Annotated in this window: 6 protein-coding genes; 3 read left to right on the forward strand and 3 right to left on the reverse strand. The window is 42.7% G+C overall.

Annotation, left to right across the window (positions count from 1 at the left end; translation table 11 throughout):
- Position 1 precedes the first annotated feature (1 nt).
- Both CYK18_RS05230 and CYK18_RS11195 read left to right on the forward strand, forming a co-directional pair.
- The gene (locus CYK18_RS05230; RefSeq protein ID WP_101785489.1) at positions 2–634 is read left to right on the forward strand and encodes an ABC transporter ATP-binding protein; all 633 of its coding nucleotides are present in this window, start codon (positions 2–4) and stop codon (positions 632–634) included.
- A 140-nt stretch (positions 635–774) separates the two neighbouring features.
- Positions 775–1053 (forward strand): hypothetical protein, encoded by a 279-nt coding sequence (locus CYK18_RS11195; protein ID WP_000712968.1) that lies wholly within the window; start codon positions 775–777, stop codon positions 1051–1053.
- 505 nt (positions 1054–1558) lie between these two features.
- Here CYK18_RS11195 and ndk read toward each other — a convergent pair.
- From ndk to rpoB, 3 genes are all read right to left on the reverse strand, one after another.
- Positions 1559–1972, reverse strand: coding sequence for a nucleoside-diphosphate kinase (ndk, locus tag CYK18_RS05245; protein WP_101785491.1), 414 nt, complete (start codon positions 1970–1972; stop codon positions 1559–1561).
- A 108-nt stretch (positions 1973–2080) separates the two neighbouring features.
- The gene (rpoC, locus tag CYK18_RS05250) at positions 2081–5758 is read right to left on the reverse strand and encodes a DNA-directed RNA polymerase subunit beta' (protein WP_000228746.1); all 3678 of its coding nucleotides are present in this window, start codon (positions 5756–5758) and stop codon (positions 2081–2083) included.
- A 32-nt stretch (positions 5759–5790) separates the two neighbouring features.
- The gene (rpoB, locus tag CYK18_RS05255; protein ID WP_101785493.1) at positions 5791–9402 is read right to left on the reverse strand and encodes a DNA-directed RNA polymerase subunit beta; all 3612 of its coding nucleotides are present in this window, start codon (positions 9400–9402) and stop codon (positions 5791–5793) included.
- A gap of 445 nt (positions 9403–9847) precedes the next feature.
- Between rpoB and CYK18_RS05260 the strand changes: the two genes are divergently transcribed.
- A complete protein-coding gene (locus CYK18_RS05260) occupies positions 9848–13633 on the forward strand; it encodes a pullulanase (RefSeq protein WP_101785495.1) in 3786 nt (1261 codons plus the stop codon).
- Positions 13634–13689: the final 56 nt, after the last annotated feature.

Genomic DNA, 13689 nt, shown 5'->3' on the forward strand with positions numbered 1-13689 from the left:
TATGATTGAACTTAAACAGGTGAGTAAATCTTTTGGAGAACGAGAGTTATTTTCGAATCTTTCAATGACATTTGAGGCTGGAAAAGTCTATGCCTTAATTGGTTCAAGTGGTAGCGGAAAAACAACCTTGATGAACATGATTGGGAAATTAGAATCTTATGATGGGACGATTTTTTACCGAGGTAAAGACTTGGCCAATTATAAATCGAGTGATTTTTTCCGTCACGAATTGGGCTACCTCTTCCAGAACTTTGGCTTAATTGAAAACCAAAGTATTGAAGAAAACCTTAAGCTAGGTCTCATTGGTCAAAAGTTGAGTCGGTCGGAACAGCGGTTGAGGCAGAAGCAGGCTTTAGAACAGGTCGGCCTGACTTATCTTGACCTAGATAAGCGCATCTTTGAGTTATCGGGCGGAGAATCGCAACGGGTTGCCTTGGCAAAAATTATCTTAAAGAATCCACCCTTTATTCTGGCAGATGAGCCAACAGCTTCAATAGACCCAGCAACCTCTCAGTTGATTATGGAGATTTTGCTATCTCTTCGAGATGATAATAGGCTAATCATTATCGCAACACATAATCCGGCAATTTGGGAGATGGCTGATGAAGTGTTCACGATGGATCGTCTGAAATAAAAATCCTTGTTTTTAATTGCACGATGAGTTACTGAAATATTATAATGAATCAATAATTGGAGTTAATTTAGAATTGTACTTTATTAATATTGAGGTAACTTTTTCTTGATAAAGGAAGAAATAGTGGAGAGGAAGTTAGAATGAAAAAATTCGACAATTATATTATTGAGAAGCCTTGCGATTCTAATTCAGATAAACTGCAAAAAATCTTAATAATTGAAAGTTTGGTAGATGATATTTTGCAATTTTCTCTCAGAATCAATAATAGTGTAGGAGAGATTTTCCTCCTACAACCGTTTCAAAAGAAAACTATCTTTATTCCATGTTATTTTGAGGAAGACATTGTGAAAGTCAAAGATGATGATAAAGTTGAGTGGAATTTGTTAGAATTTCAAAAATTTAGAGCATTTTTGGCTTAGTAATCTGTGTTGAAGGTTCAAAACCTATGGTAAAAAAGTAGCTTTGAAAACGTATTGCCTCCAAAGATTTAGTTAAATAATGATTTAACACAAAAAGAAATTATTGAAGTTCTGGAAAGATGTTGTTTCAGTATTGAGAAAAAGTGGGAAAAACTTGCGATTTTCACAGAGAAAGAAAAAGTATAGAAATATAGTCAATTGAAACAAGAATAGGACAAAAGAACCCTTTGTGCCATATTTTTCTCCTTTCACTTTACAATTGGCTTGAACACCTTTATTGTATCGCGTTTGGAGTTTTTTTGGTATAACCTTCGACGCGCACCCGCATAGCGGGTGATTTTTTTGTCTCGCACCTAGCGGAGCGAGACGAACTAATAGTCACTTAATCAAAAAACGCACCATATCAAAAACTAAAAAGTTTGATATCATGCGTCATGTCTTAAACTAATTGACTATACTTTCTATTCAAATGGGCTTTTAACCAATTGATTGAGCCAATCCACTCTTAAAACCAAAGAGCAATTTCTCGCTTAGCTGACTCTTCTGAATCTGAACCATGTACAACATTTTGGATAACCTCATTTTCTCCAGCAGCTTTTGCAAAATCACCTCGAATAGTGCCTGGTAAAGCTTCTTCTGGACGAGTCGCTCCCATCATAGTCCGCCAAGTTTCAATTACTTTGGGACCTGAAATAACACCCACAATAACTGGGCCTGAAGTCATAAATTCACGAATCGGTGGATAAAAACTTTGGCCAACCAAGTCCTGATAGTGCTGGTCAATCAACTCTTCTGAAACCTGTAAACGCAACTCCAATTTTTCGATTGTAAATCCACGCTGTTCGATGCGTTTCAACACCTCACCCACTAATCCTCTTTTTACACCGTCTGGTTTAATGATAAAAAATGTTTGTTCCATACCCGTCTCCTTTGTCAGCTTCTTTCTTTTATTTTACCACATTTCATGGAAAAATGGAGAAAGTTTTCAGAAAAGAGAAAGAGAACCCGAAGGCTCTCTCATCTGCTTTTATTCTACTGTTTCTTCCACAGTTTCAACGGCAGTATCCACAACTACTTCTGTTGTTTCTTCATTTCCTTCTTCCTCTACTGGAGGATTAAGGTATTCTTCTTCGTTGATAGCATGTGGTTCAAGGTTGCGGTAACGAGCCATACCAGTACCTGCTGGGATGATCTTACCGATGATAACATTTTCTTTAAGTCCAAGGAGATGGTCTTTCTTACCACGGATAGCCGCATCTGTAAGGACACGAGTTGTTTCCTGGAAGGAAGCCGCTGACAAGAAACTGTTTGTTTCAAGTGAGGCTTTGGTAATTCCCATAAGGACTGGGCGACCTGTCGCTGGAACTCCACCTGCGATAAGAACATCTTTGTTGGCATCTGTAAAGTCATTGATATCCATAAGGGTACCCATGAGAAGGTCTGTATCTCCTGGATCCATGACACGGACTTTACGGATCATTTGACGAACCATTACCTCGATGTGTTTGTCACCGATTTCTACCCCTTGGCTACGGTAAACTTTTTGTACTTCACCTAGAAGGTAAGTTTCAACCGACAAGACATCACGAACTGCAAGGAGACGTTTTGGTTGGATAGAACCTTCTGTAAGAGCAGCACCACGCGCTACTTGGTCCCCAACTTCGACACGCATACGGGCGGTAAATGGAACAACATATTCACCTTCACCAGTTTCACCCTTAACAAAGACTTTCTTAGTACGAGTTGATGCATCTTCTTCGATAGCCGTAACTTGTCCTTTCACCTCTGTGATAACCGCTTCCCCTTTAGGATTGCGTGCTTCAAAGATTTCTTGGACACGAGGAAGACCCTGAGTGATATCGGTATTTGAGGCAACCCCACCCGTGTGGAAGGTACGCATTGTAAGCTGTGTACCAGGTTCCCCGATAGATTGGGCAGCGATTGTACCAACTGCTTCACCAACTTCAACCGCATCACCAGTCGCCAAGTTGATACCATAACAGTGACGGCAGACACCATGACGAGTGTTACATGTAAATACAGAACGGATAGTCACTTCTTCCACACCAGCATTAACAATTTCACGCGCCTTGTCTTCTGTAATCAATTCATTTGGACCAATGATAACTGCACCAGTTTCTGGATGTTTAACAGTTTTCTTAGTGTAACGACCATTGAGACGCTCTTCGAGTGACTCGATCATCTCTTTTCCTTCTGCGATAGAGCGGATCAAGAGACCACGGTCAGTTCCACAGTCGTCCTCACGGATGATAACGTCTTGGGCAACGTCAACCAAACGACGAGTCAAGTAACCTGAGTCGGCTGTCTTAAGGGCCGTATCGGTCATACCTTTACGCGCACCGTGAGTTGAGAAGAACATTTCCAATACCGACAAACCTTCGCGGAAGTTTGAAAGGATTGGCAATTCCATGATACGTCCGTTCGGAGCCGCCATCAGACCACGCATACCGGCAAGCTGTGAGAAGTTTGAGATATTACCACGAGCTCCAGAGTCCATCATCATAACGATTGGGTTCTTAGGATCTTGGTTGGCAATCAAACGTTTCTCTAGTTTTTCACGGGCAGCACGCCATTCAGCTGTAACAGCATTGTAACGCTCGTCGTCTGTGATCATACCACGACGGAATTGTTTTGTGATTTGTTCTACACGTTTGTGTGATTCTTCAATGATTTCAGCCTTGTCATCAACGACTGGGATATCGGCAATACCCACTGTCAATCCTGCAAGAGTTGAGTGGTGGTAACCGAGGTTCTTCATACGGTCAAGTAGGGCAGAAGTTTCTGTCGTACGGAAACGTTTGAAGATTTCAGCGATGATATTTCCAAGGTTTTTCTTCTTGAATGGAGGATTAAGCTCAAGATTGCTGATAGCTTCCTTGATATCTCCACCAAGTGGCAAGAAATATTTAGCTGGAACGCCTTCTGTCAAGTTGGCATTGTTTGGTTCTTGCAAGTATGGTAGACCCTCTGGCATGATGTCGTTGAAGAGGATTTTACCAACTGTTGTAAGCAAGACTTTATGTTTTTGCTCTTCTGTCCATGGTTTGTTGAGGCTGTCTGTTGCAATACCAACACGTGAGTGGAGGTGAACATAACCATTACGGTAGGCCATAACCGCTTCGTCACGGTCCTTGAAGACCATTCCTTCACCTTCACGACCAGCTTCTTCCATGGTCAAGTAGTAGTTACCCAAAACCATGTCCTGAGATGGAGTAACAACTGGTTTACCATCTTTCGGGTTCAAGATATGCTCAGCAGCTAGCATCAAGATACGAGCTTCTGCTTGAGCTTCTTCTGAAAGCGGTACGTGGATGGCCATTTGGTCCCCGTCAAAGTCGGCATTGTAGGCTTCACAGACAAGTGGGTGCAAGCGAAGGGCCTTACCATCAATCAAGACTGGCTCGAAGGCTTGGATACCCAAACGGTGAAGGGTCGGTGCACGGTTCAAAAGCACTGGGTGTTCTTTGATCACTTCTTCAAGAATATCCCAGATACGCTCATCTCCGCGTTCCACCAAGCGTTTAGCAGCTTTGACGTTTTGCACGATATCACGGGCAACGATTTCACGCATCACGAATGGTTTAAAGAGCTCGATTGCCATTTCACGTGGCACACCACATTGGTACATCTTAAGAGTTGGACCAACGGCGATAACGGAACGGCCTGAGAAGTCAACACGTTTACCGAGCAAGTTTTGACGGAAGCGTCCTTGTTTACCTTTAAGCATGTGGCTCAATGATTTCAATGGACGGCTACCTGGTCCTGTAATTGGACGACCACGACGACCATTGTCAATCAAAGCGTCAACCGCTTCTTGAAGCATACGCTTCTCATTTTGAACGATGATACCTGGTGCATTCAACTCAAGCAAACGAGCCAAACGGTTGTTACGGTTGATAACACGGCGGTAAAGGTCATTCAAGTCAGATGAAGCAAAACGACCACCATCCAACTGCAACATTGGACGAAGATCTGGTGGAATAACCGGAAGGATGTTGAGAATCATCCATTCAGGTTTATTTCCAGACTTGTAAAAGGCATCCAAAACATCCAAACGACGGATAGCTTTGACACGTTTTTGTCCAGTCGCTGTTTTCAACTCTTCTTTGAGTTCAGCAATTTCTTTTTCAAGATCTACTTGTTTCAAAAGGTCTTGGATGGCTTCGGCACCCATTTTGGCAACGAATGATCCATAACCATACTCACGCAAGCGCTCACGATATTCGCGCTCTGTCATGATAGACTTGTGCTCAAGTGGTGTATCCTTAGGATCAATCACCACATAAGCCGCAAAGTAGATAACTTCCTCGAGAGCACGAGGGCTCATATCAAGGGTCAAGCCCATACGGCTTGGAATCCCCTTGAAGTACCAGATATGAGATACAGGAGCTTTCAACTCGATGTGCCCCATGCGCTCACGACGAACTTTCGTACGCGTTACTTCAACCCCACAACGGTCACAAACAATCCCTCTGTAACGAATGCGTTTGTACTTACCACAAGCACATTCCCAGTCTTTTGTAGGACCAAAGATAACTTCATCAAAGAGTCCTTCACGTTCTGGTTTCAAGGTACGGTAATTGATTGTTTCAGGTTTTTTGACTTCTCCATAAGACCATGAACGGACTTTACTTGGAGAAGCTAGGGTGATTTGCATACTTTTAAAACGATTTACATCAACCACTATTTCTTCCCTTTCTATTCTAAGTGAACTGCTTATTCTTGTTCAGCAGCTTCTTCTGTTGCTTCCGCTTTTGTTGCTTTCTCAGCTTCTTCAGCTTCAAAGGCTGCTTTAGCCTCTTGTGCTGCTTTTTCGCGGGCTTTTTCAAGGTCATCTACGTGGATGACATCTTCGTCCATTCCTTCATCCAAGTCGCGAAGTTCCACTTCTTGATCATCTTCGTCAAGGACACGCATGTCAAGACCAAGAGATTGCAATTCTTTTACAAGAACTCGGAAGGATTCTGGAACACCTGGTTTTGGAATTGGTTTTCCTTTTGTAATAGCTTCATAAGCTTTCAAACGTCCGTTGATATCGTCAGACTTGTAAGTCAAGATTTCTTGAAGGACATTTGACGCACCGTAGGCTTCAAGAGCCCAAACCTCCATCTCACCGAAACGTTGTCCACCAAACTGAGCTTTACCTCCGAGTGGTTGTTGAGTAACAGTTGAGTAAGGTCCAACTGAACGCGCGTGCAATTTATCATCAACCATGTGGTGGAGTTTAATCATGTACATGACTCCGACAGAAACACGGTTATCAAACGGTTCACCAGTACGGCCATCGTAAAGGATTGTCTTGGCATCGCTATCCATACCTGCTTCTTTAACAGTTGACCAAAGGTCTTCAGAACTTGCTCCGTCAAAGACTGGTGTTGCGATGTGGATACCAAGAGTACGAGCCGCCATACCAAGGTGAAGCTCCATAACCTGACCGATATTCATACGTGATGGCACCCCAAGTGGGTTCAACATGATGTCGACTGGAGTTCCGTCTGGAAGGTAAGGCATATCTTCTACAGGAACGATACGAGAGACAACCCCTTTGTTTCCGTGACGTCCGGCCATCTTATCTCCGACCTTGATCTTACGTTTTTGAGCGATGTAGACACGAACCAGCATGTTAACACCTGATTGCAACTCATCTCCATTTGCACGTGTAAAGATCTTAACATCACGAACAACACCATCGGCACCGTGTGGTACACGAAGAGAAGTATCACGAACTTCACGAGACTTGTCTCCAAAGATAGCGTGCAAGAGACGTTCTTCAGCTGAAAGGTCTTTCTCACCCTTAGGTGTTACTTTACCTACAAGGATATCACCTTCTTTAACCTCAGCACCGATACGGATAATACCCATTTCGTCAAGGTCTTTAAGGGCATCTTCCCCAACGTTTGGAATTTCGCGAGTGATTTCTTCAGGCCCAAGCTTTGTATCGCGTGTTTCTGATTCGTATTCTTCAAGGTGGACAGATGTATAGACATCGTCTTTAACCAAGCGTTCGCTCATGATAACGGCATCCTCGAAGTTGTAACCTTCCCAAGTCATGTAGGCAACGATTGGGTTTTGTCCAAGCGCCATTTCTCCATTTTCCATAGAAGGCCCGTCAGCGATGAAATCGCCTTTTTCAACGACATCACCAACTTTAACAAGCGTACGTTGGTTGTAGGCAGTACCTGAGTTTGAACGACGGAATTTTTGAATATGGTAAACGTCTAATGAACCATCTTCACGACGAACTTCTACCTTGTCAGCATCTGCATAAGTAACTTTACCATCATACTGAGCAATCACAGCAGCTCCTGAATCGTGGGCTGCTTGGTACTCCATACCAGTACCAACGTAAGGTGCCTGAGGATTGATCAATGGCACAGCCTGACGTTGCATGTTGGCTCCCATGAGGGCACGGTTGGAGTCATCGTTTTCCAAGAAAGGAATACATGCTGTCGCAACGGCAACTACCTGTTTTGGTGATACGTCCATGTAGTCAACAACATTCGCTGGATACTCTTGGTTGACCCCTTGGTGACGTCCCATGACAACTTTCTCAGCAAATGTTCCATCTTCATTCAGACGAGAGTTAGCCTGTGCTACAGTAAATTCATCTTCTTCATCGGCTGTCAACCAAACGATTTCGTTTGTGACAACACCTGTTTCACGGTCAACCTTACGGTATGGTGTTTGAACAAAACCATACTTGTTCAAGTGTCCGTAAGATGACAAGTTATTGATCAAACCGATGTTAGGTCCTTCAGGTGTCTCGATTGGACACATACGACCGTAGTGAGTGTAGTGCACGTCACGTACTTCATATCCAGCACGGTCACGTGTCAAACCACCGGGTCCTAAGGCTGACAAACGGCGTTTGTGAGACAACTCAGAAAGTGGGTTGTGTTGGTCCATGAACTGTGACAACTGTGATGAACCAAAGAATTCTTTAACCGCAGCTGTTACAGGACGGATATTGATAATTTGTTGTGGTGTCAAGACTTCGTTGTCCTGGACAGACATACGTTCACGGACATTACGTTCCATACGAGAAAGTCCAAGACGTACTTGGTTGGCAAGCAATTCACCAACTGCACGGATACGACGGTTCCCAAGGTGGTCGATATCATCTACACGGCCAAGCCCTTCAGCCAAGTTGAGGAAGTAGCTCATCTCAGCAAGGATATCTGCAGGAGTGACGATACGAACCTTGTCATCTGGATTAGCATTACCAATAATAGTTACAACACGGTCTGGATCAGTTGGAGCAACAACCTTGAATTTTTGAAGAACAACTGGCTCAGTCACAACCGCAGCATCATTTGGAATGTAAACAATCTTGTTCAAATCACCATCCAAATGGTTTTCAATGCTTTCAATCACACTACGAGTCATGATTGTACCAGCTTCTACCAAGATTTCGCCTGTTTCAGGGTCTACCAATGGTTCCGCAATTGTTTGGTTGAGCAAGCGTGTTTTGACATTGAGTTTTTTGTTAATCTTGTAACGACCAACTGCTGCCAAGTCATAGCGACGTGGATCAAAGAAACGAGCCACAAGCAAGCTACGTGAGCTTTCAGCAGTCTTAGGCTCACCTGGACGAAGGCGTTCGTAAATTTCTTTCAAGGCTTCGTCTGTACGAGAATCCATTGGGTTCTTGTGGATATCTTTTTCAACAGTGTTGCGAACCAATTCGCTGTCACCAAAGATATCAAAGATTTCATCATCACCTGAGAAACCAAGGGCACGAACCAAGGTTGTAAATGGAATCTTACGAGTACGGTCGATACGAGTGTAGGCGATATCTTTTGAGTCACTTTCAAGTTCCAACCAAGCTCCACGGTTAGGGATAACCGTTGAACCGTAGCCCACTTTACCGTTTTTATCAACTTTATCGTTAAAGTAAACACCTGGTGAGCGGACCAACTGAGATACGATGATACGTTCACCACCATTGATGATAAAAGTACCCATCTCTGTCATGATTGGGAAGTCTCCAAAGAATACTTCTTGAGTCTTGATTTCGCCTGTTTCTTTATTGATCAAGCGGAAGGTTACAAAAATTGGTGCTGAATAGCTAGCATCGTGGATACGAGCCTCTTCTAGCGTGTATTTTGGTTCCTTGATTTCATATCCAACAAATTCCAACTCCATTGTGTCTGTGAAGTTTGAAATTGGCAATACATCTTCAAACACTTCCTTAAGACCATGGTCTAGGAAATCTTTGAATGAGTCAGTTTGAATTTCAATCAAATTTGGTAAGTCAAGAACTTCTTTGATTCTTGAAAAACTACGACGGGTACGATGTTTCCCGTATTGAACGTCATGTCCTGCCAAGATGATTCTCCTTTGTAAATAAGTTCCAAGCCTTGTCAATCAGGCTTTCTAATCGTCATATGGTTGTAAAACCCCTATCACCGTGTCCCTTTGATAAATTTTCAGAATCTTTAAGTCTTTGTTACAAGTACTCAAATTCCTGAAAAAAAGCACAAAAAGAGCAGCTAAATCTGACTTTTTCAGAAGATTTAACTGCTGTGAGCCTTGTCTGGACAATATTTCAGACAAAACCTACGACAAATGATTACTCATATTATACCCTATTTAGCTAGATTTTTCAAGGGGATTAACGATTTTTTGACAAAATCTTTTCCTATAAGAAATACTAGCTAAATCGTAGCAAAACCTGTTGCGATTTTCTTTTGTTTTAATTTTGAGAAAACGCTTGCATATTGTTTTACTACATGCTATACTGATATAGAAATTTATTGATTGGAGAATCATCATGAGAAAAACACCAGCTCAAACTGAGAAAAAAATGGTCTACAGCATCCGTTCCCTCAAAAATGGAACTGGTTCTGTCCTTATTGGAGCAAGCCTTGTCCTACTTGCCATGGCTACACCAACTATCTCAGCCAACGAAAATACACCAACCACTAACGCAAGTAATAGTGAAACTACTACTGCCCTTGCCCAACCTCTTACTGATACAGCAACGAGCACTGGTAAGAAAGAAAGCGATTTTTCTTCACCTAACAATGCAAACGCTTCCCTAGAGAAAAAAGAAGAAAAACCTGCAACAGAGCCAACTACTCCTGTTGCAGGCCCAGCCGATTCAGCACCACAAACCGGGCAAGATCGTTCAAGTGAACCAACTACTTCTACGAATCCAGTAACAACTGAAACTAAGGCAGAAGAGCCAATCGAAGACAACTACTTCCGTATCCATGTCAAAAAACTTCCTGAAGAAAACAAGGATAGTCAAGGACTATGGACTTGGGATGATGTTGAAAAACCTTCTGAAAATTGGCCAAACGGAGCCCTGTCCTTTAAGGATGCCAAAAAAGATGACTACGGCTACTACCTAGATGTCAAATTAAAGGGAGAACAAGCCAAAAAAATTAGCTTCCTCATCAATAATACAGCTGGAAAAAATCTAACCGGCGATAAATCGGTAGAAAAACTGGCACCAAAGATGAATGAGGCTTGGTTAGACCAAGATCACAAGGTTTTCTCTTACGAGCCACAACCTGCAGGAACTATTCGCGTCAACTACTACCGTACAGATGGCAACTATGACAAGAAATCTCTCTGGTACTGGGGAGATGTGAAAAATCCAAGTAGCGCTCAATGGCCTGACGGAACAGACTTTACAGCTACAGGCAAATATGGCCGCTATATCGACATTCCTCTTAAGGATGCCGCCAAAGAATTCGGCTTTTTATTACTAGATGAGAGCAAAAAAGGAGACGACGTGAAAATCCGTAAAGAAGATTATAAGTTTACAGATTTGAAAAATCATAGCCAAATTTTCCTAAAAGACGATGATGAATCGATTTACACAAATCCATACTATGTCCATGATATCCGTATGACAGGTGCCCAACATGTAGGAACTTCTAGCATTGAAAGTAGTTTTTCAACACTAGTCGGTGCCAAAAAAGAAGATATCCTCAAGCACTCCAACATCACTAATCACCTAGGAAACAAAGTAACTATCACCGATGTTGCAATCGATGAAGCTGGTAAGAAAGTGACCTACAGCGGAGATTTCTCTGACACAAAACATCCATATACTGTTAGCTACAATTCCGACCAATTCACTACCAAAACAAGCTGGCGCCTGAAAGATGAGACTTACAGTTATGATGGCAAACTGGGAGCTGACCTAAAAGAAGAAGGAAAACAAGTTGATTTGACCCTTTGGTCACCAAGTGCTGATAAGGTTTCTGTCGTTGTCTACGACAAGAATGACCCTGACAAAGTAGTTGGAACTGTCGCTCTTGAAAAAGGGGAAAGAGGAACTTGGAAACAAACTCTAGATAGCACAAACAAACTCGGAATCACTGATTTCACTGGCTACTATTATCAATACCAAATCGAGCGTCAAGGGAAAACTGTTCTTGCACTCGATCCTTACGCTAAGTCCCTCGCTGCTTGGAATAGTGACGATGCCAAGATTGACGATGCCCATAAAGTGGCTAAAGCCGCCTTTGTAGATCCAGCTAAACTAGGACCTCAAGACTTGACTTATGGTAAGATTCACAACTTCAAGACTCGTGAAGATGCCGTTATCTACGAAGCTCATGTGCGTGACTTCACTTCAGATCCGGCCATTGCAAAAGACTTGACCAAACCATTTGGTACTTTTGAAGCCTTTATCGAAAAACTAGACTATCTAAAAGACTTGGGTGTAACCCACATCCAGCTCCTTCCAGTCTTGTCTTACTACTTTGTCAATGAGTTGAAAAACCATGAACGCTTGTCTGACTATGCTTCAAGCAACAGCAACTACAACTGGGGATATGACCCTCAAAACTACTTCTCCTTGACTGGTATGTACTCAAGCGATCCTAAGAATCCAGAAAAACGAATCGCAGAATTTAAAAACCTCATCAACGAAATCCACAAACGTGGCATGGGAGCTATCCTAGATGTCGTTTATAACCACACAGCCAAAGTCGATATCTTTGAAGATTTGGAACCAAACTACTACCACTTTATGGATGCCGATGGAACACCTCGAACTAGCTTTGGTGGTGGACGTTTGGGAACAACCCACCATATGACCAAACGGCTCCTAGTTGACTCTATCAAATACCTAGTTGATACCTACAAAGTGGATGGATTCCGCTTCGATATGATGGGAGACCATGACGCCGCTTCTATCGAAGAAGCTTACAAGGCTGCACGCGCCCTCAATCCAAATCTAATCATGTTAGGCGAAGGTTGGAGAACCTATGCCGGTGATGAAAATATGCCTACTAAAGCTGCTGACCAAGATTGGATGAAACATACCGATACTGTCGCTGTCTTCTCAGATGACATCCGTAACAACCTCAAATCTGGTTATCCAAATGAAGGTCAACCTGCTTTTATCACAGGTGGCAAACGTGATATCAATACTATCTTCAAAAATCTGATTGCTCAACCAACCAACTTTGAAGCAGACAGCCCTGGAGATGTCATCCAATACATCGCAGCCCATGATAACTTGACTCTCTTTGACATCATCGCTCAGTCTATTAAAAAAGATCCAAGCAAGGTCGAGAACTATGCTGAGATTCATCGTCGTTTGCGACTTGGAAACCTCATGGTCTTGACAGCTCAAGGAACTCCATTTATCCACTCTGGTCAGGAATATGGTCGCACCAAACAATTCCGTGATCCAGCCTACAAGACTCCAGTAGCAGAGGACAAAGTTCCAAACAAATCTCACTTATTGCGTGATAAGGACGGCAATCCGTTTGACTATCCTTACTTCATCCATGACTCTTACGATTCGAGTGATGCTATTAACAAGTTTGACTGGACTAAGGCTACAGATGGAAAAGCATATCCTGAAAATGTCAAGAGTCGTGACTATATGAAAGGGTTGATTGCCCTTCGTCAATCTACAGATGCCTTCCGACTCAAGAGTCTTAAAGATATCAAGGACCGTGTCCACCTCATCACTGTTCCAGGACAAAATGGCGTGGCAAAAGAGGATGTAGTGATTGGCTACCAAATCACTGCTCCAAACGGAGATATCTACGCAGTCTTTGTCAATGCGGACGAAAAAGCTCGTGAATTTAATTTGGGAACTGCCTTTGCACATCTAAGAAATGCTGAAGTTTTAGCAGATGAAAACCAAGCAGGGCCAGTCGGAATTGCCAACCCGAAAGGACTCGAATGGACTGAAAAAGGCTTGAAATTAAACGCCCTTACAGCTACTGTTCTTAGAATCTCTCAAGGCGGTGCCATCGTTGCCCCAGCTGTGGAAGAAAAACCAGAATTTGACCTTTCTAGCTTAAAACAAGAACAAGGGCAAAATAACAGCCAAGACAATATGTCAAACCGAGTAGTCAAACCGGAACAGCAAACTCCAGCTCCACAAACTAAACCTGATTCTGCAAAACCAGATACAAAAGTAGCTGATGCAGAAAATAAACCTAACCAAGCTACAGCTGATTCACAAGCTAAACTACCAAATACAGGAACCAAAAATGATCACAAACTCCTGTTTGCAGGAATTAGTCTCCTTGCCCTTCTAGGTCTCGGGTTCTTGCTAAAAAACAAAAAAGAGAACTAAACTAGCCCTCCTATAGAACAATCCCCCAAGCCTTAACGCTCGGGGGATTGATTTTT

The sequence above is a fragment of the Streptococcus mitis genome (genome assembly GCF_002860865.1).
GTDB lineage: Bacteria > Bacillota > Bacilli > Lactobacillales > Streptococcaceae > Streptococcus > Streptococcus mitis_AT.